General features: G+C 68.0%; 21 protein-coding genes and 1 tRNA gene. 10 read left to right on the forward strand and 12 right to left on the reverse strand.

The window, feature by feature from the left end; translation table 11 throughout:
- Positions 1 to 29: 29 nt before the first annotated feature.
- On the reverse strand, positions 30 to 848 hold the full coding sequence (locus I6I07_RS03395) for a ChbG/HpnK family deacetylase (protein WP_198485644.1): 819 nt from the start codon (positions 846 to 848) through the stop codon (positions 30 to 32).
- A 36-nt stretch (positions 849 to 884) separates the two neighbouring features.
- Here I6I07_RS03395 and I6I07_RS03400 point away from each other — a divergent pair, with 36 nt between their 5' ends.
- Positions 885 to 1,280, forward strand: a complete 396-nt coding sequence (locus tag I6I07_RS03400; protein ID WP_198485645.1) for a GtrA family protein — start codon at positions 885 to 887, stop codon at positions 1,278 to 1,280.
- Here the strand turns inward: I6I07_RS03400 and I6I07_RS03405 are convergent.
- Positions 1,237 to 2,826, reverse strand: coding sequence for an ArnT family glycosyltransferase (locus I6I07_RS03405; protein WP_198485646.1), 1,590 nt, complete (start codon positions 2,824 to 2,826; stop codon positions 1,237 to 1,239). The genes I6I07_RS03400 and I6I07_RS03405 overlap by 44 nt on opposite strands.
- Positions 2,826 to 3,878: a glycosyltransferase family 2 protein gene (locus I6I07_RS03410; protein ID WP_198485647.1), complete on the reverse strand. Its 1,053-nt coding sequence runs from the start codon at positions 3,876 to 3,878 to the stop codon at positions 2,826 to 2,828. The genes I6I07_RS03405 and I6I07_RS03410 overlap by 1 nt, the downstream gene beginning before the upstream one ends.
- Positions 3,879 to 4,134: 256 nt before the next feature.
- Here I6I07_RS03410 and I6I07_RS03415 point away from each other — a divergent pair, with 256 nt between their 5' ends.
- From I6I07_RS03415 to I6I07_RS03435, 5 genes are read left to right on the forward strand one after another with little or no spacing between them, the layout of a single operon-like run.
- Positions 4,135 to 4,632 (forward strand): GNAT family N-acetyltransferase, encoded by a 498-nt coding sequence (locus I6I07_RS03415; protein WP_198485648.1) that lies wholly within the window; start codon positions 4,135 to 4,137, stop codon positions 4,630 to 4,632.
- Between the two features lie 60 nt (positions 4,633 to 4,692).
- On the forward strand, positions 4,693 to 5,901 hold the full coding sequence (gene gltS / locus I6I07_RS03420; RefSeq protein ID WP_198485649.1) for a sodium/glutamate symporter: 1,209 nt from the start codon (positions 4,693 to 4,695) through the stop codon (positions 5,899 to 5,901).
- Positions 5,898 to 7,400 carry a TAXI family TRAP transporter solute-binding subunit gene (locus I6I07_RS03425; protein ID WP_198485650.1) on the forward strand — a complete coding sequence of 501 codons (1,503 nt, stop codon included), beginning with the start codon at positions 5,898 to 5,900 and terminating at the stop codon, positions 7,398 to 7,400. The genes gltS and I6I07_RS03425 overlap by 4 nt, the downstream gene beginning before the upstream one ends.
- A gap of 42 nt (positions 7,401 to 7,442) precedes the next feature.
- The gene (locus tag I6I07_RS03430) at positions 7,443 to 7,706 is read left to right on the forward strand and encodes a ribbon-helix-helix protein, CopG family (protein ID WP_006392879.1); all 264 of its coding nucleotides are present in this window, start codon (positions 7,443 to 7,445) and stop codon (positions 7,704 to 7,706) included.
- The gene (locus tag I6I07_RS03435) at positions 7,706 to 8,173 is read left to right on the forward strand and encodes a YaiI/YqxD family protein (RefSeq protein WP_198485651.1); all 468 of its coding nucleotides are present in this window, start codon (positions 7,706 to 7,708) and stop codon (positions 8,171 to 8,173) included. The genes I6I07_RS03430 and I6I07_RS03435 overlap by 1 nt, the downstream gene beginning before the upstream one ends.
- A gap of 31 nt (positions 8,174 to 8,204) precedes the next feature.
- Here I6I07_RS03435 and I6I07_RS03440 read toward each other — a convergent pair whose 3' ends face one another.
- The 8 genes from I6I07_RS03440 to I6I07_RS03475 all read right to left on the reverse strand — a co-directional run bounded on the left by I6I07_RS03440 (position 8,205) and on the right by I6I07_RS03475 (position 16,773).
- Positions 8,205 to 8,372, reverse strand: a complete 168-nt coding sequence (locus I6I07_RS03440; protein WP_006392877.1) for a hypothetical protein — start codon at positions 8,370 to 8,372, stop codon at positions 8,205 to 8,207.
- 317 nt (positions 8,373 to 8,689) lie between these two features.
- Positions 8,690 to 9,918 (reverse strand): IS3 family transposase gene (locus I6I07_RS03445; protein WP_198485652.1). Its coding sequence is split into 2 segments (ribosomal slippage): positions 8,690 to 9,568 and positions 9,571 to 9,918, totalling 1,227 coding nucleotides; the frame shifts between segments, so codons are not numbered across the junction.
- 218 nt (positions 9,919 to 10,136) lie between these two features.
- Positions 10,137 to 10,211: transfer RNA gene (locus I6I07_RS03450), tRNA-Val, on the reverse strand.
- A 60-nt stretch (positions 10,212 to 10,271) separates the two neighbouring features.
- Positions 10,272 to 10,994: a DNA polymerase III subunit epsilon gene (gene dnaQ, locus I6I07_RS03455; RefSeq protein WP_198485653.1), complete on the reverse strand. Its 723-nt coding sequence runs from the start codon at positions 10,992 to 10,994 to the stop codon at positions 10,272 to 10,274.
- Positions 10,995 to 10,998: 4 nt separating this feature from the next.
- A complete protein-coding gene (locus tag I6I07_RS03460; protein ID WP_198485654.1) occupies positions 10,999 to 14,115 on the reverse strand; it encodes an efflux RND transporter permease subunit in 3,117 nt (1,038 codons plus the stop codon).
- A 30-nt stretch (positions 14,116 to 14,145) separates the two neighbouring features.
- Positions 14,146 to 15,231, reverse strand: coding sequence for an efflux RND transporter periplasmic adaptor subunit (locus I6I07_RS03465; RefSeq protein WP_198485655.1), 1,086 nt, complete (start codon positions 15,229 to 15,231; stop codon positions 14,146 to 14,148).
- Between the two features lie 251 nt (positions 15,232 to 15,482).
- A complete protein-coding gene (gene rnhA, locus I6I07_RS03470; RefSeq protein ID WP_116520484.1) occupies positions 15,483 to 15,944 on the reverse strand; it encodes a ribonuclease HI in 462 nt (153 codons plus the stop codon).
- A 49-nt stretch (positions 15,945 to 15,993) separates the two neighbouring features.
- Positions 15,994 to 16,773 carry a class I SAM-dependent methyltransferase gene (locus I6I07_RS03475; RefSeq protein WP_198485656.1) on the reverse strand — a complete coding sequence of 260 codons (780 nt, stop codon included), beginning with the start codon at positions 16,771 to 16,773 and terminating at the stop codon, positions 15,994 to 15,996.
- A gap of 21 nt (positions 16,774 to 16,794) precedes the next feature.
- Between I6I07_RS03475 and gloB the strand changes: the two genes are divergently transcribed.
- The 3 genes from gloB to fabI all read left to right on the forward strand — a co-directional run bounded on the left by gloB (position 16,795) and on the right by fabI (position 19,952).
- Entirely contained in the window at positions 16,795 to 17,616 is an 822-nt protein-coding gene (gene gloB / locus I6I07_RS03480) for a hydroxyacylglutathione hydrolase (protein ID WP_006392870.1), read from the forward strand.
- Positions 17,617 to 17,623: 7 nt separating this feature from the next.
- Positions 17,624 to 19,042 carry a transglycosylase SLT domain-containing protein gene (locus I6I07_RS03485; RefSeq protein WP_198485657.1) on the forward strand — a complete coding sequence of 473 codons (1,419 nt, stop codon included), beginning with the start codon at positions 17,624 to 17,626 and terminating at the stop codon, positions 19,040 to 19,042.
- 124 nt (positions 19,043 to 19,166) lie between these two features.
- Positions 19,167 to 19,952 (forward strand): enoyl-ACP reductase FabI, encoded by a 786-nt coding sequence (gene fabI / locus I6I07_RS03490; RefSeq protein WP_006392868.1) that lies wholly within the window; start codon positions 19,167 to 19,169, stop codon positions 19,950 to 19,952.
- Positions 19,953 to 20,028: 76 nt separating this feature from the next.
- Here the strand turns inward: fabI and I6I07_RS03495 are convergent, their stop codons facing one another.
- Positions 20,029 to 20,427: an OsmC family protein gene (locus tag I6I07_RS03495; protein ID WP_006392867.1), complete on the reverse strand. Its 399-nt coding sequence runs from the start codon at positions 20,425 to 20,427 to the stop codon at positions 20,029 to 20,031.
- 180 nt (positions 20,428 to 20,607) lie between these two features.
- Between I6I07_RS03495 and I6I07_RS03500 the strand changes: the two genes are divergently transcribed.
- The gene (locus tag I6I07_RS03500) at positions 20,608 to 21,285 is read left to right on the forward strand and encodes a tellurite resistance TerB family protein (protein WP_198485658.1); all 678 of its coding nucleotides are present in this window, start codon (positions 20,608 to 20,610) and stop codon (positions 21,283 to 21,285) included.
- Positions 21,286 to 21,340: the final 55 nt, after the last annotated feature.

Below are 21,340 nucleotides of genomic sequence, written 5' to 3' on the forward strand. Positions count from 1 at the left end.
CGACGCGCCCGGCAATCCTGGAAGAATGCCTAGCGCGCGCCGAGCGGCAGGCGCGAGATGCGCACGCCGTTGGCGGTCAGCCAGTCACCCAGCTTGGGGCAGGCCAGCACGTCGAATTCCGCGCGACGCTGGCGCGCCATGGCGCTGTCGCCGCGGCTGTCCTTGGCCGGATGGCACATCAGCAGATCGCAATCGCGGGCATTGAACAGCCAGTTCTGCAGCAGGTCGGCGTAGCGCCGCTTGCCGCCTTCGAAACCGTAGACGCCCAGCAGCCGGCGGTTGGTGCGCAGGCCTTCGGCGCGGGCCTGGCGGCCCAGCGCGGCCGCGCCCAGCGCGCCGATGACGCGCGCCTTGAAGGATTCCTTGAGCGGGATGCCGCACAGCAGGCCCGGCGCGGTCTGACGCAGCCACGGCATGCGGGCGCTATAGCGCTGCTTGAGCAGGCGCAGCAGGCGATCACGGATGATCGGCAGCTGGTGCACGTGCTGATGTCCGTCCACGTAATCGGGCGCGCGGCCGAAAGCGGCCTCGAACGCATCGAACTGGCGCGCCAGGTGCAGATCGACCCAGTCCGCGTCCAGACGGCCGGCGTAGGCGCGCAGGATCAGGCGCGACAGCGACGGCAGGTCCGCGTCGGCGCCGAAGCCGAGCGGCTCGGTGAAGTTCACATGCAGGCCGAGATCGGCATCCAGCGCCGCCAGGCGCGGGGCGTTGGCGACGCAGGTCGGCCCCAGCGACAGGCAGCTGACCGCGCTCAGCCGGCCCATGCCCGCCAGCACGATCATGCCTTCATCAATGTCGGCATTCATGCCAAAATCATCACCGCAGACCACAATGCGCTTGGTCAAGCTCTCACCCCGCCATTTTTTCTCGACACGCCCCGCATGCGCGCCCTGCTTCAACAAGTCAGCCTGTTCATCGCCGTCGGATGCGCAGCGGCCGCCACCCACTGGGGCATCGCCGTCGCCAGCGTGGAAGCCTTCGGCGCCGCGCCACTCCTGGCCAACCTGATCGGCTGGCTGGTGGCGTTCATTGTGTCCTTCAGCGGGCATTACCGGCTCACGTTCAGACATTCGACAACACCCTGGACCATAGCAGTTCGCCGTTTCTTCTTCATTTCAGCCATCGGCTTCCTCATCAATGAGTCGGCTTACGCCTGGTTGCTACGGGTAACCGCTGTTCGCTACGACATCCTGCTGGCGCTCATCCTGATCGGCCTGGCGGTCGCCACCTTCGTCACGAGCCGGCTTTGGGCGTTCCGCCACAAACCCGCTGCTTGAAAGCAGCGTCCGATACCACCGTCCAGATCAGGTATTTCACGCTGGTCGCGGTCGGCTCCCGGCCGGCCAGCGCCGCGTAGTTGCCGGCATCCGACGCCGTGCCCCAGACCCAGAAGCGCGCCCCGTCGGGCGCCGCGCACAGGCGGGCCTGGAATTCGGCGGCGCTGATCAGCACCTGCTTGCCGACCTGGGGCTCGAACTTGGCGGCGTCGTAGAGCTCCTTGCGCCAGTTGTCGCGCACCGGCACTTCCGGATTGAGCCAGTCGTCCACCACCCAGATGGGGTTGGGGGCCTTGGCGTACAGCGCCAGATCGAACGGATAGGTATGCAGCGACACGAAGGTATCGCCGGGCTGCTGCAACGAGCGGATCTGCGCGGCCAGCGGGCCGGCGCTACCGCGGGCGGAGTGGGTCGCGATGCCGATGGCCAGCACGCAGATGCCGGCGCCGACGGCGGCGCAGATGCGCACCAGGCGAGGCGTCAGGACATCGTTCTTCTGGCGGGCCGCGGCGACGATCACCTCCGCCAGCATGAAGGCCAGCGGCGGCAGCGCCGGCAGCACGTAGCCGACCAGCTTGGAGTTGGGCAGCGAGAAGAAGCCCACCACCACCACGAACCAGACCAGCGCCAGGCGCCGCAGGTCGCGCTGCGGACCCTCGACCCAGAACGCCTTGCGCAGGATGCCGCCGCCCCACAGGGACCACGGCAGGCTCAGTCCGACCACCACGGGCAGGTAGAACCAGAACGGCTGGGCGTTGTTGAAACCGGTGGCGGCGAAACGCTGGAAATGCTGGTAGACGAAGAAGTAGTCGTAGAAGCCGGGGTAGCGGATCTGCATCAGCGCGAACCACGGCACCGCGACCACCGCGAACACCAGCAGCGCGAGCGGCCAGACCAGCGCGCCCAGGCCGCGCCAGCGGCGGCTCCAGACCAGCCAGACGAACAGGATGGCGCCCGGCAGCACCAGGCCGATCAGGCCCTTGGCCAGCACCGCCAGGCCGGCCAGCGCGGCGGCGGCCAGCGACATCCAGCGATAGGCCTCGCCGCGCTCGACGCGCAGCACGGTGTCGGCCGCGGCCAGCACGCACAGCGTGATCATGCCGGCGACCAGCATGTCCAGGTTGGCGAACTGCGAACCGCCGTAGAAGAACGGCACGGTGGCCAGCACCAGCGCGGTCAGCGTCGCGGTGGCGGCGTCGCGGTAGCGCCGCACGAAGGCATACAGCGCGGCGATCGCGGCCCAGGACGCCAGCAGCGACGGCAGGCGCGCGGCCCACGGATGCACGCCGAACACGGTGAAGGACAGCTCGGTCAGCCAGTAGTACAGCGGCGGCTTGTGGAAATACGGCATGCCGTCCAGCAGCGGCACCATGTGCGAGCCGCTGCGCAGCATGTCCCAGGCGACGCCCGCGTAGCGGCCTTCGTCAGGCAGCGTCAGGGGCCGCACCCAGGCCAGGAAGGCCAGCCAGAAGCCAATCGCGAGCAGGAACCTGCCCGCCGGCGGGATCCAATCGGAACGCGCCGGCTGTTGCATCGTGGCGGCCATCAGTGTGCGACCTTGTCGGTGCGGGCGGCCTGCCCCTGGCGGCGGCGCACGACGAACAGCGGGCGCCCCTTGACCTCGTCGAAGATGCGGGCGACGTATTCACCCACCACGCCCAGCGAGATCAGATTGACGCCGGCGAAGAACAGCACCGCCGTCACGATGGTGGTCCAGCCCGATACCGGGTTGCCGGACACGAGGAAGTCGATCACCAGGAAGGCCGCGTAGGCCATCGCCAGCACGGCGAACAGCACGCCGACCAGGCTGACCAGGCGCAGCGGCCAGGTGGTGAAGGCGGTCAGGCCGTCCAGCGCCAGCCGCGCCAGGCGCATGCTGCCGAAGCGGCTGTCGCCGTGCATGCGTTCGTCGGGGGTGTAAGGCAGCGCCTCGCCCTTGAAACCGACCCAGGCGTACAGGCCCTTCATGAAGCGGGTGCGCTCGGGCAGCGCGTTCAGCGCGTCCACCACGTTGCGGCTCATCAGGCGGAAGTCGCCGGCGTGGGCCGGCACATCGACGCCGCGGGCGCCGCTCAGCAGCTTGTAGAACCAGCGGGCGCCGGTGCGCTTGACCCAGGACTCGTCGCTGCGGGTTTCGCGCACGGCGTAGACCATTTCAGCGCCGGCGGCCCAGCGGGCCAGCATCTGCTCGATCAGCGCGGGCGGATGCTGCATGTCCGCGTCCAGGCAGATCACGACGTCGCCGGTGGCGCTTTCGAGCCCGGCGCTGAGCGCGGCTTCCTTGCCGAAATTGCGCGACAGCTGCACGTAGCGGAAGCCATCGTACTGCGACCATTCGGCCATCAGCGCCTCGGTGCCATCGGTGCTGCCGTCATCGGCGACGATGATCTCCCAGCCGGTGCACAACGCCGACAGCCGGCTGCGCAGCAGCGGCAGCAGCACGCGCAGGTTCTCGCATTCATTCAGGCACGGAATGACGCAGGTGACGCAGGCGTCGTAAGGCACGTTGGCGGCGGCCGTCCCCCAGACCGCTTCCACGGGAAACGCTTTGGTCAGGACTTGCTGCCCCTGGGGCTCGGACCGGAATTGGATATGCATGGTGCTCTGAAATTGGAATGCGGGACGTTATGCCGGGCAGTATGCGCAAGCCATCGTCGAATTTTCATCAAATGCCACGGCTATAAGACTGGTCGCATTCCGGCGATTCTAGGGAGCGGCGCCGCCAGGGATATAAAGTCGCGTAAATCTCTGTCCCCGATTTGTGAAGAGACGTGAAAGGGCGTCCCCGCGGGCATCGGTAAAATGCGGGAAGTTCTTGTTTTCACAGGGTGTTATGCAATATCGAGTCCGCCCCATGCTGGCCGGCGACGTGGACGCCATCCTCGAGGTCCAGGCCGGCGCCTATCCGGGCTTCCTGCTGGAAAGCGCTGATTTCTTCCTCAACCGGCTGGCGCTGGCGCCCGCGCACTGCTGGGTGGCGCAGGCCGCCGCGCCTGGCGACGGGCTGCTGGGCTACCTGGTTTCGTACCCGTGGAACGCCGGCCTGCCGCCGACCCTGGACGCGCCGCTGACCACGCTGCCGGAGCCCGCCGACCACTGGTTCCTGCACGACTGCGCCGTGGCGCCCTCGGCCCAGGGCCTGGGCGTGGGCCAGGCCCTGCTGCGCACGGCGGCGGGGCACGCCACTCAGGCGGGGCTGCGACGCGCCAGCCTGGTGTCGCTGGGCTCGGCCGTGGGTTACTGGCTGCGCCACGGCTATGCGCCGGTTGCCGCCGGCGGCCGGGAGCTGGCCGCCAAGCTCGAAGGCTATGGCCCGCAGGCCAGTTACATGGCGCGCGCCTTTCCGCTCTGACCTCCCGGGGGCCACGCGCCGCCCCTTTCGTCCGTTGCCCCGCGAGGCACGAAGGTTTCCATGATTTCACTCTCGCCCGTCCAATCCCTGCTGGCCTGCTGCCTGGTGCTGGCCATCGGCCGCGTCCTGACCACCCGCATCGGCGTGCTGGCGCGCTACAGCATCCCGGACCCGATCGTCGGCGGCCTGCTGTTCGCGATCGGCGCCTACGCGCTGTCGACCTGGGGCGGCCACGCCGTGTCCCTGGAAACCAGCATCAAGCCGACCCTGTTGCTGCTGTTCTTCGGTTGCATCGGCCTGACGGCGAACCTGAAACTGCTGGCCAAGGGCGGCCCGCGGCTGATCGCGTTCCTGCTGGCGCTGATTCCGTTCCTGGTGCTGCAGAACGCCGTGGGGCTGGGCATGGCCTGGCTGCTGGACATGCACCCGTTGATGGGGCTGCTGGGCGGCACCATCACGCTGGTCGGCGGGCACGGCACGGGCGCGGCCTACGCCACCCGCTTCGCCGACGTCAACAACATCCAGGACGTGATGGCGCTGGCCATGACGGCGGCGACGATCGGCCTGGTGCTGGGCGGCGTGGTCGGCGGACCGGTCGCGGAATGGCTGATGCGCCGCCACAAGCTGGCCGGCAGCCTGGACCGCCAGTCGGCCGCGAGCCACGAGGCGCCCGACCTGACCGGAACGCAGCCGCCGTCGACCGCGGCCTCGTTCATCACGTCGATGACCGCCGCCTTCGTCTGCCTGGTGGCGGGCGGCTACCTCGCCACGCTGGTGGAAGACGCGCCGGTGAGCCTGCCCAATTTCCTCTGGTGCCTGGCGACGGGCGTGCTGATCCGCAACGGCGGCGAGCACCTGGGCCTGAAGCTGGACGACCGCGCCACCGAGATCATCGGCACCATCACGCTGTCGCTGTTCCTGGCCATGACGATGATGACGCTGGACCTGACCAGCGTGGCGCGGCTGGCCGGACCGCTGGCGCTGATCCTGGCGGTGCAGACGCTGTTCTGCGCGCTGTATTCGGCCTGGGTGGTATTCCGGTTGCTCAAGAGCGACTACGAGGCCGCCATCATGTCGGCTGCGTTCTGCGGCTTCTCGCTGGGCGCCACGGCCACCGCCATCGCCAATATGCAGGCGCTGACGCGGCGCCACGGCCCGGCGCCGCAGGCCTTCATCGTGGTGCCGGTGACGGGCGCGTTCCTGGTGGACATTCTCAACGTGATCGTCCTGACCTCGTTGATCTCCCTGCCGTTCGTGGGAGGGATGTGACCATGCTGAAGCGATTCCTGCTGCTGGCCCTGTGCCTCCTGCTGGCCGCCTGCGGCCGCGCCCCCGACGCCGACGCGCTGCGCGCCGACGTCGAGCGCGGCCTGGCCGCCACCTATGGCGCGGACCTGTTCCGCGTCGACCAGCTCAAGCGCATGGGGTCGGCCGCCGACAGCAGCGCACCTGCTGGAGAAACCCGCCGCGTGGTCTATTACGACCTGCGGCTGGCGGTGACGCGCGATATCGCGCTGGGTGCCTGGGACCAACCCGGCGCCGCGGCGCTGGTGACCCTGCTGGGCGCCGGTCCGCGCAGCATCAGCGGCGTGAAATCCAGCGGCAACCAGGCCGGCGACGAGATCGTCGCCCACGCCAGCGCCATCTACCGCAAGGACGGCGACGCCTGGACGCTGGTAACCCCGGCCGGCTTCAAGGCCGCCGAGGCGCCGTCGCTGGACACCGGCGCGCCGCCGCCCGTGACGCAGCGGCTGCTCGACACGCTGGACCAGATCACCCATTCGGTCGCCTACAGCGCCTCCAGCACGGCGCAGCACGTGGTGCAGCAGGAGCTGGAACGCTCCGTCGCGCGCATCAACGGCCGGCTGGCGCGGATGCAGCAGGGCTATCCGCTGGCGGGCGGCCCGGATCGCGGGGAATACGTCACCTTCGCGCGCGCCCTGGGCGCCGTGGGCCAGGCCCGCCAGATCCGCGTCACGCCGCTGATCACCGGCGGCGGGGCCGAGAACATCGCCCTGCTGCGCAGCGGCGACGCGGTGGTCGGACTGGCTCAGGCCGACACCGCCAAGCTGGCGTACGAGGGCCGCGGTCCATTCGCGTCGCAAGGGCCGTTCGCCGGCCTGCGGGCGCTGGGCAGCCTCTATCCCGAAATGGTGCACATCGTCGTGCGCGACGACGCCAGGCTGCGCGGCGTGCGTGACCTGAAGGGCAAGAAGATCGCGCTCGGCGCGGAAGGCTCCGCGGTGCGCGCCACGCTCGAAGCGGTGCTGGCGGCGCATGGCCTGCAGGCCGGACGCGACTACGAGGCGGTGCCCACCCCCTTCACCGCTTCGCTGCCGGCGCTGAACGCCGGTACCATCGACGCCGCCGCGCAGGTGATCGGCATTCCCGCCACGCCCTTGCGCGACGCGCTGACCCAGGCGCACCTGAAGCTGCTGCCGCTCGATCCGGCCGCGGTCAAGGCCCTGGCCGCGCAGGACGACGCGCTGATGCCGCTGGGGATACCGGCGGGCACCTACCCGAACCAGCCCGAACCGGTGGCCACCATCGGCACCGCGGCGCTGCTGCTGACCACCTCGGACCTGACCCGCGACGAAGCCCTGCAGGTGGTGCGGGCGGTCTACCAGACCGGACAGGACCTGCTGGCCGCCGGTTCGCCGCAGGGCGCCCAGGTCAACGTCGCCAACGCCCGGCGCGGCCTGACCGTGCCGCTGCACGACGGCGCCGAGGAAGGACTGGCCGCGCTCGAAAATGCCAAACCGCGCTGACCGCGCTTGCGCTTATGATGGCGCTCCCAATCAGGAATCTTCATGAACAAATTCGATCTGCAAAAGAACCAGGCGCTGAAACTGGCCGGCCAACTCAAGCAAGCCGCCACGCCCGACCGCTTCGGCACCGCCTCCCAGGCGCCTGACCGCCGTGAACAGCGCAAGCTGGATCAGGCCGCCGGCCTGGTGCCCTTTCCCGTGAAGCTGTCGCAGGCCCAGGCGGACCAGTTGCGCGCCGCCGCCGCCGAACGCGGCGTGAGCACCAACGACATCGTCGCCGAAGCGCTGCAGAAGGCCCTGGGCTGATGCAGATCTGGGTCGACGCGGACGCCTGCCCGGGCGTCATCAAGGACATCCTGTTCCGCGCCGCGCAGCGCTGGCAGGTGTCCCTGACGCTGGTGGCGAACCAGGCGCTGCACACGCCGCCGTCGCCGCTGATCCGCGCGGTGCAGGTGCCGCGCGGCTTCGACGTGGCCGATGCCCACATCGCCGAACGCGCGGTGGCGGGCGACCTGGTGATCACGGGCGACATCCCGCTGGCCGCGCAGGTGCTGGAGAAAGGCGCGATGGCGCTGAATCCGCGCGGCGAACGCTATTCGCCGGAGACCATCCGCGAACGGCTGGCGGTGCGGGACATGATGGAGGAATTGCGCGCCAGCGGCGTGGACACGGGCGGACCGCCCTCGTTCAGCCAGGCCGACCGCAAGGCCTTCGCCAACCAGCTCGATACCCTGCTGGCGCGCGCGGCGCGGCTGGCCGCGCCCAAGGCCTGACCCCGCGCGGGCGGCCTGCGCCCGCGGGCCGTCAATAGAACGTGATGTACGCCTTGTAGATGATGGTGCCAATGGCGGTGATGAGGCCGATGCCCATCAATCCCATGCCGATGTTGCGGTCCCGCAGTCCAAACCCGAGCAGCATGAGCGCGACGCCCGTGCAGATGATGATCAACATGGTGTTGGTGCTGGGGTGCATAGAGGTCTCCCGGTAAACGACGCGTTTCTCGTCTCAGCCTGTGTTTGCGTTGGCTTCTGCCGCTGCATCCACATCCGGTCGCCGCGGCCCGGCCTTGCCGGCCGGGACTGCGACTTCAGCTTCCATCATAGACAACCCTGGGCACGATTGCGCGCAAGCCCGGCGCCGGCGCTTGCGGCATATCAAGGGCGGCGCGAATGGCCGCGCTACTGCCCCCCGTCCTACTGCCCACGCTCACTGCCCCCCGCGCGACAAACCGGACGCGGTGACCCGTCCTGTCCTAGGTTGACACCTACGGGCCGGTATCCGTAGCGATGCTACGGACTGAGCACCCGATGAACTTCATCGGGTGTTTTGCATTGTAGGGACAGGTGTGGGCGCTCGGTGTTGTAGATCTGGACGGACTGCCTGACCATGAGCCTGGCTTGAGCCAGATCGGCAGGCCTGTGGAGCAACAACTCTCCCTTGAGGATGCCGTTGACCCGCTCGGCCAAGGCATTCTGGTAGCAATCGTAGCCGTCGGTCATCGAGCAACGAATGCCATGGCGGGTGTGCAGACGCTGGTAATACGTCGAGCAGTACTGGATGCCTCGATCCGAGTGGTGCACCAGCGGTTGGCTCGAGCGCCGCGAGCGCAACGCCATCTCCAGCGCGCGGCGCACCCCTTCGGTTTGCAGGTTCTCGGCCACGTGATAGCCCACGATCTTGCGCGAGTAGGCGTCGGTCACCAGGCTCAAGTAGGTGCACCGCTGGGCGGTCGGCAGGTAGGTGATGTCGGCCACCCAGACCTGCTCGGGACCGGTCGCCACCACTTGGCCTTCGCCTGCCTTGAGCAGGTTCGGGTGGCGCCGGAAGCGGTGATGGCTGTCCGTGGTCTTGTGGTACGCCCGGCGCGGCCGCACCAGCATCCGGGCGCTGCGCAGGATGTCGAACAGCGCATCGCGCCCTGCCTTGATCCCCGCCTCGCGTAGCGGCTGACGCAGCACGTGATGCAGCTTGCGCGTACCCAGCTTCGGTTGCCGCACCCGCAGCGCCGTTACCATCGACACCACCTGGCACGCCTGCTGCTGGCGCTCTCGCTCCCTGTGCCTGCTCTTGTAGTAGGCCTGGCGGCTGTGACCCATGTATCGGCAAGCCCTTGCCACGCTCAACCCTTGGACGAGCTTTTGCGTGAGGACTTGCCCGAAGGCTTTTTTACGACGCGCACCCCGTAGTCCTTCTCCAGCACGTTGACCACGGCCTCGAACAACTGCGCTTTCTCGCGCGCCTCCTTGAGCTGCACCTCCAGCTCCTTGATCCTCTGCTCGGGCGTGAGCGCCTTGCCCTGACGATCCATATCCACTCCTCTGACCGTCGGCAGGCTCCAGCCACTCCAGCCCGGGCGTCCATGCTTGCGCAGCCACACCAGCACTGTCGACCGGCCTTGGATCCCATAGCGACGCTGCGCCTCTTTGTACGTCAGCTCGCCTTTTTCCACCTGCTCGACCACCGACAGTTTAAAAGCCAGGCTGTAATCCCGCTGCGTTCGCTTCATCCTTGATTCCAATTGACTCTCCTTTTCTTCTCTCAAAAAGGTGTCAACCAAATTCAGGACGGGTCACGGAAAACAAAAAAGCCAACCGCGGGCGGTTGGCTTCATTGCCTGAAAGGACCGGCAGTGCCGTTGGGGTTGCCTATTGACGTCACCTTGTCAGGCTTACCTTTCACCCCGTCTCGAATCGCAATTGCCTGCTTTGCAGCCTGGCGATGCTTTTCGAGGGTCTTTGGTGGGTGGTACAAGTTTCGAACTTGTGACCCCTGCCGTGTGAAGGCAGTGCTCTACCACTGAGCTAACCACCCCGAAAGAGGCGAAATATTAGCACGCTTTTTTGGATGTGTGCAAGTCGCCTCGAAAAAACTTCAGCTGACCGCAGCCGGCGCGTCCATTTTGCGCCAGACGCACTCGCCGCCCACCGACTTGTCCAGCGTCGCCAGATAGGTTTCGTGCTCGGCCAGCTCGGCCTCGCTGGCCTTGACCACCGGCAGGCCCGAGGCGTCGAACTTCGCCAGCACCACGCCGCCGCCCGCGCCCGCGTCGTTGTCGTCGACGTCGATCAGCAGCGCGTCCTGCCCCCGGGTCATGGCCAGCCAGACTTCCGCCAGCAGCTGCGAGTCGAGCAATGCGCCGTGCAGCGTGCGGTGCGCATTCGAGATGCCGAAGCGATCGCACAGCGCGTCCAGCGAGTTGCGCTTGCCCGGGAACAGCGAGCGCGCGTGCAGCAGCGAGTCGGTGATCGTCTCGCAGTACTCGGTGATCGGGCCGCGGCCGGTCTTGGCCAGCTCGGCGTTGAAAAACTTGACGTCGAACGCGGCATTGTGCGCGATCAACTCGGCGCCCTCGATGAACTTGACGAATTCATCTGCCACTTCGCCGAAGCGCGGCTTGTCGGACAGGAATTCGGTGGTCAGGCCGTGCACCGCCAGCGCCTCGGGGTCGCTGTCGCGATCCGGGTTCAGGTAGATGTGCAGGTTGTTGCCGGTGGACATCCGGTTGACCAGTTCGACGCAACCGATTTCGACGATGCGGTGTCCCTGGGCGGGATCCAGCCCGGTGGTTTCAGTGTCAAAGATGATCTGGCGCATAAAGCTATTCCGACGCTTGGGCCGCGGACGCCGACGGCGCGTGGCCCTCCGGCGGTTCGGCCGAAGAATGCGCTGCGCTGCCGGCCGGGCCGGGTTTCCTGCGTGCGGTGGCGATCAGGGTGTAGGCCACCGGCACGACGAACAAGGTCAATAGTGTACCCAGCATCAGCCCGCCCACCAGGACCCAGCCGATCTGCTGGCGCGATTCGGCGCCCGCGCCCGAGGACAGCGCCAGCGGCACGGTGCCCAGCACCATGGCGCCGGTGGTCATCAGGATCGGCCGCAGGCGCAGCACGCTGGCCTCGGTCACGGCCTCGAACAGGGCCTTGCCCTCGTCGCGCAGCTGGTTGGTGAATTCGACGATCAGGATGCCGTGCTTGGTGATCAGGCCGACCAGCGTGATCAGGCCGATCTGGCTGTAGATCGACAGCGTGCCGCCGGTCAGCCACAGCGCCAGCAGCGCGCCGGTCATGGACAGCGGCACCGACAGCATGATGATGAAGGGGTTGCGCCAGCTCTCGAACTGGGCGGCCAGCACCAGGTAGATGAAGGCCAGCGCCATGGCGAACACCAGGTAGATGCTGCCGGACGAGTCACGGAATTCGCGCGACTGGCCGTCCAGGTCGGTCACCACCGTGTTGGGCAGCACCTCGCGGGCAACCTGGTGCATGTGCGCGAGCACCTCGCCCAGCGCATAGCCCGGCGCCACCGCGGCGTCGATCTTGACCGCGCGCAGGCGGTTGAAGTGGTTCAGCGACTGCGGCGACACGCCCTCGTGCACGGCCACCAGGTTGTCCAGCTGCACCATGCTGCCGTCGCGCGCCCGCACGTGGATGCCGGAGATGTCGGTGGGCGTGGCGCGGTCGCGCGGCGTGACCTGCACGATCACGTCGTACTGCTCGCCCTGGTCCTTGTAGCGGGTCACCTGGCGCCCGCCCAGCATCGATTCGAGGGTGCGGCCCACGGTGTCGACGTTGGTGCCGACGTCGGCCATCTTGTCGCGGTCCACCCGCACCCGCAGCTCGGGCGTGTTCAGGCGCAGGTCGGTGTCCAGGTTGAGCAGGCCGGGATACTTGCGCAGCTCCGTCAGGAACACTTCGGTCAGGCGCGACAGTTCCTCGTACGAAGCCTGGCTCATGATGATGAACTCGACCGGCTTGGAACGCGCCGACTGGCCCAGCGACGGCGGGTTGGTCGGGAACGCCCGCACCCCCGGCAGCGACGAGAACAGCGGCTGCAGTTCCTGCGTGATGGCCTGCTGGCGGCGGCCGCGCTCTTCCCAGGGCTTCAGGCGCAGGATCGCGGTGCCGTCGGTCACCGTGGGAAAGCCCACCGTGACCTGGCTGCCGCTGGCTTCCGGAATGGCGGCATAGAACTGCTCGATGCCAAGCATGCTGTCGAGCGTGTAGTTCAGCGTGGCGCCTTCCGGCGAGCTGACGATGCCGAACACCACGCCGCGATCCTCGATCGGCGCCAGCTCGCTCTTGACCACCTTGAACAGCACGCCGCTGCCGGCGGCCACCGCGACGCCGATCGCCACCACCACCCAGCGATGCCGCAGCGACGCCCCCAGCGCCCGCCGATAGCCATTGCTCATGGCGTTGAGCCAGCCTTCGATCAGGTTGTACCAGCGGCTGTGGCTGCTCTGGTGGCGCAGCAGCACCGAGCACATCATCGGCGTCAGGGTCAGCGCCACGAAGCCGGACACCAGCACCGCGCCGGCCAGCGCCAGCGCGAACTCGATGAACAGGCGTCCGGTGCGGCCGGTGGCGAACGCCAGCGGCGCATACACCGTCACCAGGGTCATGGTCATGGCCACCACGGCGAAGCCGATCTCGCGCGAGCCGCGCAGCGCCGCTTCCCTGCGCGGCATGCCGTCCTCGATGTGGCGGTAGATGTTCTCCAGCACCACGATGGCGTCGTCCACCACCAGTCCGATGGCCAGCACCATGGCCAGCAGCGTCAGCGTATTGATGGAAAAGCCGAAGAAATACATCAGCGCGCAGGCGCCCACCAGCGACACCGGGATGGTGACGATGGGAATGATGCTGGCGCGCAGGTTGCGCAGGAAGAAGAAGATCACCAGCACCACCAGGATGATGGCCTCGCCGATGGTGTGGAACACCGAGTCGATGGAACGCTCGATGAACACCGACGAGTCGTAGGCGATGGTCAGCTTCATGCCCGCGGGCAGGTTCTCGTTCAGCCGCACCACTTCCTCGCGCGCGGCCTTGGACAGCTCCAGCGGGTTGGCGGTGGACTGGCGCGTCACGCCGATGTTGATGGCCGGCTTGCCGTTGAAGCGCGACAGGATGCGGTCGTTGGCGGCGCCGATCTCGACCTTGGAGACGTCGCGCAGCCGCACCGGATAGCCCTTCACGTTGGCGACGATGACGTTCTCGAACTGCGCCGGCGTCTGCAGGTCGGTGGACGACACCACCGAGAACTCGCGCGCCCGCGACTCGATGCGGCCGGCCGGGATCTCCACGTTCTGGCTGCGCAGCGCCGACTCCACGTCCTGCACCGTCAGGCCGTAGGCGGCCAGCTTGTCGCGATCCACGTAGATGCGCATGGACGGCAGGCGTTCGCCGAACACCCGCACCTCGGCCGCGCCCGGCAGCACCGACAGGCGGGTCTTGATGTAGCGGTTGATGTAGTCGGAAGTCTGGATCGCGGAATACGAGCCGGACTCGACCGCGATGTAGATGATGGGCTGCGAATCGGCCTCGACCTTGCCGATGATGGGCTCGTCGATTTCATCGGGCAGGAAGCGGCGCGCGCGCGAGACCTTGTCGCGCACCTCGGCCGCCGCGGCGTCCGGGTTGCGCGACAGGTTGAACTTGATGTTGATCAGGCTGCGCTCGGAGCGGCTGCGCGAGGTCATCACGTCCACGCCCTCGATGCCGGCCAGCTGGTCTTCCAGCGGCTTGGTCACCTGCGACTCGATCACCTCGGGCGAGGCGCCCTTGTAGGTGGTGTCGACCGAGACGATGGGTTCGTCGATCTTGGGATATTCGCGCACCGTCAGGCGCGAATACGAGATCAGGCCGATCAGCACGATGACCAGCGACAGCACCGACGCAAACACCGGCCGTTTGATACAGGTTTCCGAGATACGCATGAGGGGCCGCCGTTCGCTGGAAAGATGGCGTCAGGCGCCGTTTTTGACGACCTGCACCGGGCCGCCGTCGGTGACGCGCTGCAGGCCCGACACCACCAGCTGGTCGCCGGCCGCCACGCCCGTCAGGATCTCGACCTTGCCCTCGCGGCGCTCGCCGATGGTGACTTCGCGGCGCTCGGCCACGCCGTCCTTGACGCGGTACACGTACTGCGTCTCGCCGGACGGCGACAGCGCGGCCTCGGGCGCGACCAGCGCCTTGTCCTGGTTGAACAGCAGTTGCACCCGGGCGAACATGCCGGGGCGCAGCAGCGAATCGGCGTTGGCCACGGTGGCGCGCAACAGGATCGAACGTCCGCCCGCGTCGACCAGCGGGCTGACGGCATACACCAGGCCCGGGCGTTCCTGGCCGGGCAAGGCGTCCAGCCGCAACGTCAGTTGCTGGCCCACGCCGACCTTGCTGAGATACATCTCGGGCACGCGGAAATCCACCTTGAGCGGGTCGATCGCTTCCAGCGGCGCCAGGTCCTGGCCCTGGTTCACGTAGTCGCCCACCGACACGCTGCGCAGGCCGGCGAAACCGGCGAACGGCGCGCTGATGGTCATCTTGTCCAGGCGCGCCTGGGCCAGCGCCACCGCGGCTTCCTGCACCTTGAGCGTGCTGGCCGACTCGTCGCGCGCCTGCTGGCTGACGAAGCCCTTGGCCTGCAGCGCCACGGCGCGGCGATAGTGGCTCTGCGCCAGCGCCAGGTTGGCGCGCGCCTGCGCCAGTTCGGCGCGCGGCACGGAATCATCCAGGCGGATCAGCGCCTGGCCGCGCTTGACCGGCTGGCCTTCCTTGAAGTCGATCGACTGGATGCGGCCGGCCACTTCGGGCCGCAGCATCACCGCTTCGTCCGAGCGCAGGCTGCCCACGGCCGACAGGCCACGGGCGAACGGAATTTCCGCAACGGCGGAGACCTCGACCCGCACCGGGGCAGGCTTGGAGACGGGTTTGGCGGGCGCGGCGGCGGCCACCGGCGTGGCGGCCGGCGCGAGCCAGCGCGGCACGAATACGCCCAGAGCGGCCCCCGCGGCCACTCCTGCCGCGACAGCGGCCAGCAATGCAGCTTTTTTCATGCGAGTGTGGCGGTATCGCGGCGCGTGCCAGGCATCCCCCGCTGGGACGGCGCCGCAGGAACAGGATCAAGGGTTGGCACTTTAGCACCGGATTTACAACCTGGAACAATCCTGAAGCGCGCTGAAAGCACTAAACCGGTCGACCCAGGGTATTTCCCGATGCGGGCGGCGCCGCCCGCGCATGCGCATCGGTGAAAACACGCATGCTTTCGCCGATGCCGGGCGCTGCCCGATGCCGCCCGGCGGGCCGGTCAGCCCCGGCGGACCGACTCGACGCCCTGGTTGGCGAGCTGGTCGGCGCGTTCGTTGCCGGGATCGCCGGCATGGCCGCGGACCCAGCGCCACGACACGGTGTGGCGGCGCACCTGGTCATCCAGCGCCTGCCACAGCTCGGCGTTCTTGACCGGCTTCTTGTCGGCCGTCATCCAGCCGCGCCGCTTCCAGTTGGCGAGCCATTCGGTCATGCCCTTCATGACGTACTGGGAGTCGGTGTGGATGGTGACGACGCACGGGCGCTTGAGCGCGCGCAGGCCCTCGATCACGGCCAGCAATTCCATGCGGTTGTTGGTGGTCTGGGCCTCGCCGCCGTGCATGGTCTTTTCGTGCGCGCCGGCGCGCATCAACACGCCCCAACCGCCCGGACCCGGATTGCCCTTGCAGGCGCCGTCGGTCCACATTTCCACTTTCTGGTCGTTCGCGTTGTCGTCCTGCATGGTGCTGCTTGTATGTCCTTGTTCTTTCAATGTAAATGCGGCCTGCCGCTCAGGAGCGGTCGAAGCCGTCGTCCGCCTGGCGGTTGACCACCACCGAGGCCGCGCGGGCGCGCTTGGGCTTGGTCTTCCAGGCCGGGCCGATGATACGCATGCTGGCCACGCGCTTGACGGCCGACACCAGGTAGACCGCGCCGCCCAGGCTCCACCAGCGCGCGCCGGCCGACTCCAGGAAACCCCAGCGCTGCAGCCATTTCTCGCTGCGGCAGGCCGGCGCGTAGCAGCCGAAATGGCTTTGCTCGACTTCCAGCGACAGCAGCTTGAACCAGTCTTTCAGGCGCGGCAGCGAGACCTGCGAGGCCGGCGGCTGGGGCAGCCAGGGCTCCATGCCCGGCATGCGCGTGCGCGCGCCCCACATGCTCCAGGGGTTGAAGCCGGAGATCACCACCCGCCCTTCCGGCACCAGCACGCGCTCGACCTCGCGCAGCACGTTGTGCGGTTCCTCGGCGCATTCGAAGGCGTGCGGCAGGATCAGCAGGTCCACGCTCTGCGATTCGAACGGCAGCGCTTCGGGCTGGGCCAGCACCACCCGCGACTGCCAGCCGGTGATGCTCTCGGGCGATGGCGTCTCGGTGCCCACATAGCCCTTGAACGGCATGCGGTTGGCGCGCAGCAGGTTCAGGTCGGCCAGGCCGACCTGCCAGGCGTAATATCCGAAGACGTCCGCCACGGCCGCGTCGAACTGCGCGCGCTCCCAGGCCAGGGCGTATTGCCCTGGCGGGGTCTGGAACCATTCGGCCAGTTCTACAATCGGCGGAGTTTCTTCTGCCACGTTTTTATCCCTTCGAATCCCATGCAAGCCTTGACCGCCCCCGCAGGCGGCCGCGAGCGCAATGCCGCGGTCTTGCCCCTGCCCGCCTTCACCGACAACTATATCTGGGCCATCGTCCGCGACGGCCAGGCCGCCGTGGTCGACCCCGGCGAAGCCGGCCCGGTGCTGCAATGGCTGGCCCGCGAAGGCCTGAAGCTGCGCGCCATTCTACTCACGCACCACCACGGCGACCATGTGGGCGGCGTGCTTGAATTGTCCCGCATCGGCGACATCACGGTATATGGTCCTGCGCGCGAAAAGCTGCCGCGCTGCGACGTGCCGCTGGTCGAGGGCGACCGCGTGGTGCTGCCGGAACTGGACCTGGACCTGACCGTCCTGGACGTGCCGGGACACACCGCGGGCCACATTGCGTACACCGGCCGGGCGGCGGGAAAACAGCCTGTGCTGTTCTGTGGCGACACCCTGTTTGCCGGGGGCTGTGGCCGGCTTTTCGAGGGCACTCCCGCGCAAATGTCTGATTCCTTGGAAAAATTTTCTGTTTTACCGCCGGATACACAGGTTTTTTGCGCACACGAGTACACTCTAGCGAACTTGCGCTGGGCCATGGCGGTCGAACCCGCCAACCGCACCCTGCAACAGTGGTATCAGCGGGCCCGGCAATTACGCGCAGAAGGTCTTCCCACGCTTCCGTCGACCATCGGTCAGGAACGCGCGACCAACCCGTTTTTGCGTACGCAGCAAGCTGACGTCGTCCGCGCCGCAGACAACTGGGCCGGCCACGACCACCCGACGCCGGTAGAGGTTTTTGCCTCCCTTCGTGAATGGAAGAACGATTTCAAGTGACCGCCCGATGAATCTATCCCGACTCCTTCTGCCGCTTCTGCTGGCAGTCCTCGCCGGTTGCGCAGGAACCAAATCCCACGACAGCAAGAACCTCACCACCAACTCCCAAGGGCGCTACATCGCCCGCGACACGTCCCGCACGGTCGACCTGACCAATCCGCCGGCCGACGCCTGGGACCGCATCCGCCGCGGCTTCGCCATCCCCAACCTGAACACCGACCTCTCGCAGCAGTGGACCGACTATTACGCGTCCCACCCCGAGGCGGTGCAGCGCATGGCCGAACGCGCCGGCAAGTACCTGTATTTCATCGTCGACGAGATCAATCGCCGCGGCCTGCCGACCGAGCTGGCGCTGCTGCCGTTCGTCGAAAGCGCCTACAACCCCACCGCGCTGTCGCGCGCCCAGGCCTCGGGCCTGTGGCAGTTCGTGCCGGCCACCGGCCAGCACTTCAACCTGAAGCAGGACTGGTGGCGCGACGAGCGCCGCGACCCCATCGCCTCGACCAACGCGGCGCTGGACTACCTGGAAAAGCTGTTCGAGATGCAGGGCGACTGGTACCTGGCGCTGGCCTCGTACAACTGGGGCGAAGGCTCGGTGCAGCGCGCCATGGCCAAGAACGAGGCCGCCGGCCAGCCCACGGACTACCTGTCCCTGAACATGCCGGACGAGACCCGCAACTACGTTCCCAAGCTGCAGGCCATCAAGAACATCATCGCCGACCCGCAACGCTACGCGGTGGCGCTGCCGCCGGTCGGCAACACGCCGTACTTCGTGACGGTGCAGAAGAACAGCGACATCGACCTGGAAATCGCCGCCAAGCTGGCCGAAATGCCGCTGGACGAATTCAAGGCGCTGAACCCGTCGTTCAACCGGCCCGTGATCCGCGCCGACCACGCCCCCACGCTGCTGCTGCCGGCCGACCGCGTCGAGATCTTCAACGCCAACCTGACCAACTACAAGGGCGACCTGAGCGCCTGGAAGGTCTACCATTCGCGCCGCGGCGAATCCTACGCCTCGATCGCCAAGCGTTTCGGCGTCACCGAGGCCAAGCTGCGCGAAACCAACGACATCGGCTCGCGCCAGAAGGTCGCTTCCGGCCAGTCGCTGCTGGTGCCGGGCGACCCGGGCGCCGGCGGCGTGCAACTGGCCTCGCTGGCCGCGCCGGTCGGCGCGCTCGATTCGGCCCCCGCCAACACCAGCAAGGCGCCGGCGCCGCGCGGCAAGGCCGCGGCCCCCGCCGCGCGCGGCGCCGCCGCCCGTCCCAACGTGCGCACCCATAAGGTGCGCCAGGGCGACACGCTGTTCTCGCTGGCCAAGCAGTACGGCACCTCGGTCGACGCGCTGCGCGCCCTGAACAACCTCAAGGGCAACGCGCTCAAGATCGGCGCCCAGCTGCGCGTGCCGGGCACCAACGCCCGCGGCTGATCCCCCGCCGATCCGTCTTTCGCAGCGGCGCCCACCCGGGCGCCGCGCTGTTTTGTCCGCGAGGCCGCCAAACTCCTTAAAATAGGCGGTCTCCAGCAGGAAAAAAATCAAAGGAACCACACACATGGGCTTTCTCGCCGGCAAACGCATCCTGGTCACCGGGGTGCTTTCCAACCGCTCCATCGCCTACGGCATCGCGCGCGCCTGCCACCAGCAGGGCGCCGAACTGGCCTTCACCTACGTCGGTGACCGCTTCAAGGACCGCGTGGCCGAATTCGCCGCCGAATTCGGCAGCGACATCGTGCTGCCCTGCGACGTCGCCGAAGACAGCCAGATCGAAGCCACCTTCACCGACCTGGCCAAGCGCTGGGACGGCCTGGACGGCCTGGTGCACTCGATCGGCTTCGCGCCGCGCGAGGCCATCGCCGGCAACTTCCTGGACGGCCTGTCGCGCGAAGGCTTCCGCATCGCCCACGACATCTCCGCCTATAGCTTCGCCGCCATGGCCAAGGCCGCGCTGCCGCTGATGGAAGGCCGCAACGGCTCGGTGCTGACGCTGACCTACCTGGGCGCCGAACGCGTGGTGCCCAACTACAACACCATGGGCCTGGCCAAGGCCTCGCTCGAAGCCAGCGTGCGCTACTTGGCCACGGCGCTGGGCCCGCGCGGCATCCGCGCCAACGGCATTTCGGCCGGCCCGATCAAGACGCTGGCCGCCAGCGGCATCAAGGACTTCTCGGCCATCCTGAAGTTCGTCGAGGCCCAGGCGCCGCTGCGCCGCAACGTCACCATCGATGACGTCGGCAACGTCGCCGCGTTCATGCTGTCGGATCTGGCCGCCGGCGTCACCGGCGAAATCACCCACGTGGACGCCGGTTTCTCGACCATCGTCCCGGGCATGGAAGAGTAATTCCGCTGACAGGCCGGGCGCCCTGCCCGGCCGCCTGCCCGCGCCGGGCGGTTCACCCGCCCGGCGGGGCGCCCTCTCAGGCCGGCCGCACGATCAGCGTGGACACCTGCACGTCCACCGCCGTCATCAGCTTGTGGATCGGGCATTTCTCGGCCACGGCCAGCAATTCGTCGATCTGCGCGTCCGACAGCTCGCCATGCAGCGTCAGCTTGGCGGTCAGGCGATAGATGCCCTTGCGTTCCTCGCCGGCGTCGCGCACCACGTCCACCCCCACCGACTCCAGCGGCAGCCCCTTGCGCTGCGCATAGACCATCAGCGTCATGGCCTTGCAGCCGCCCAGCGCCGTGTCGAAGTAGTCGTGCGGATCCGGGCCGGCGCCTTGCGGCTGGGGCATGTCCAGCGGCAGGTCGTGGCCTTCGGCCGTGGCGGTGAATTGCAGGGTCTTGGGCGCGTTCTGGCGCACGTGGATAGTCATGGGCGGAATTCCTCGCGTTGCGGGCGGCGCGCATGGCCGCCCCAACCCCGGTTGTAGCATCCGGCGCCCGCGCCCCGGCCTGGCGCAACATCCATTTCTGACTGTAAGCTGAACTTCCGGACGGAACCGCGGTCGGATATTCCTGTCCGCAAGATCGATTGCATTCACCAGGAAATTCGCATGAGCGCCAGACAACTTCTCGACCAACTGCTGCAATCCGGCCAGGGCCTGCTGGCCGACGCCGGTTCCAAGGTGCAGACCGCCACCGGCGGCAAGGGCGGCTCGTTCCTGACCGGCCTGGGCGGCGGCGCCCTCGGCGCGGGCGCGCTCGGCCTGCTGCTGGGCAGCAAGAAGGCCCGCAAGATCGGCGGCAAGGTCGCCATGTACGGCGGCATGGCGGCGCTTGGCGCCCTGGCCTACCGCGCCTATGGCGACTGGCAGCGCAACCAGGCTGGCGCGCCAGCCGCCCCGCCGCAGACGCTGGATCGCCTGCCGGCCCCGGAAGCCGAACAACACAGCACCGCGGTGCTCACCGCCATGATCGGCGCGGCCAAGGCCGACGGCCACATCGGCCCGGAGGAACGCACCCTGCTCGAAACCGAGCTGGCCAAGCTGTCCAGCGATGCGCAGGACCGCCGCTGGCTGGAGACCGAGCTGTCGCGCCCGCTCGACCCTGCGCAAATCGCGCAATCGGCCCGGACGCCGGAGATGGCGGCCGAGATGTACCTGGCCAGCCTGCTGGTGGTGGACGAGGAAAGCTACATGGAGCGCGCCTACCTGGACGAGCTGGCGCGCCAGCTCAAGCTGCAGCCGGGGCTGAAGGGACAGCTGGAGCAACACGCCCGCGCCGCCGTCTGAGCGGCGCCGGGCCGTCTACCGCCCGCGCGCGGCGGACCCGCAGCGTGGCCAGACG

The sequence above is a fragment of the Achromobacter deleyi genome, assembly GCF_016127315.1.
Taxonomy (GTDB): Bacteria; Pseudomonadota; Gammaproteobacteria; order Burkholderiales; family Burkholderiaceae_B; genus Achromobacter; species Achromobacter insuavis_A.

What these genes read in the sequence shown, in the direction of transcription:
- I6I07_RS03400 (WP_198485645.1), top strand. Translation starts at nt 885, where the DNA reads ATGCGCGCCCTGCTTCAACAAGTCAGCCTGTTCATCGCCGTCGGATGC.
- I6I07_RS03405 (WP_198485646.1), bottom strand. Translation starts at nt 2,826, where the DNA reads ATGGCCGCCACGATGCAACAGCCGGCGCGTTCCGATTGGATCCCGCCG.
- I6I07_RS03410 (WP_198485647.1), bottom strand. Translation starts at nt 3,878, where the DNA reads ATGCATATCCAATTCCGGTCCGAGCCCCAGGGGCAGCAAGTCCTGACC.
- I6I07_RS03415 (WP_198485648.1), top strand. Translation starts at nt 4,135, where the DNA reads ATGCTGGCCGGCGACGTGGACGCCATCCTCGAGGTCCAGGCCGGCGCC.
- gltS (WP_198485649.1), top strand. Translation starts at nt 4,693, where the DNA reads ATGATTTCACTCTCGCCCGTCCAATCCCTGCTGGCCTGCTGCCTGGTG.
- I6I07_RS03430 (WP_006392879.1), top strand. Translation starts at nt 7,443, where the DNA reads ATGAACAAATTCGATCTGCAAAAGAACCAGGCGCTGAAACTGGCCGGC.
- I6I07_RS03435 (WP_198485651.1), top strand. Translation starts at nt 7,706, where the DNA reads ATGCAGATCTGGGTCGACGCGGACGCCTGCCCGGGCGTCATCAAGGAC.
- I6I07_RS03440 (WP_006392877.1), bottom strand. Translation starts at nt 8,372, where the DNA reads ATGCACCCCAGCACCAACACCATGTTGATCATCATCTGCACGGGCGTC.
- dnaQ (WP_198485653.1), bottom strand. Translation starts at nt 10,994, where the DNA reads ATGCGCCAGATCATCTTTGACACTGAAACCACCGGGCTGGATCCCGCC.
- I6I07_RS03460 (WP_198485654.1), bottom strand. Translation starts at nt 14,115, where the DNA reads ATGCGTATCTCGGAAACCTGTATCAAACGGCCGGTGTTTGCGTCGGTG.
- I6I07_RS03465 (WP_198485655.1), bottom strand. Translation starts at nt 15,231, where the DNA reads ATGAAAAAAGCTGCATTGCTGGCCGCTGTCGCGGCAGGAGTGGCCGCG.
- rnhA (WP_116520484.1), bottom strand. Translation starts at nt 15,944, where the DNA reads ATGCAGGACGACAACGCGAACGACCAGAAAGTGGAAATGTGGACCGAC.
- gloB (WP_006392870.1), top strand. Translation starts at nt 16,795, where the DNA reads ATGCAAGCCTTGACCGCCCCCGCAGGCGGCCGCGAGCGCAATGCCGCG.
- I6I07_RS03485 (WP_198485657.1), top strand. Translation starts at nt 17,624, where the DNA reads ATGAATCTATCCCGACTCCTTCTGCCGCTTCTGCTGGCAGTCCTCGCC.
- fabI (WP_006392868.1), top strand. Translation starts at nt 19,167, where the DNA reads ATGGGCTTTCTCGCCGGCAAACGCATCCTGGTCACCGGGGTGCTTTCC.
- I6I07_RS03495 (WP_006392867.1), bottom strand. Translation starts at nt 20,427, where the DNA reads ATGACTATCCACGTGCGCCAGAACGCGCCCAAGACCCTGCAATTCACC.
- I6I07_RS03500 (WP_198485658.1), top strand. Translation starts at nt 20,608, where the DNA reads ATGAGCGCCAGACAACTTCTCGACCAACTGCTGCAATCCGGCCAGGGC.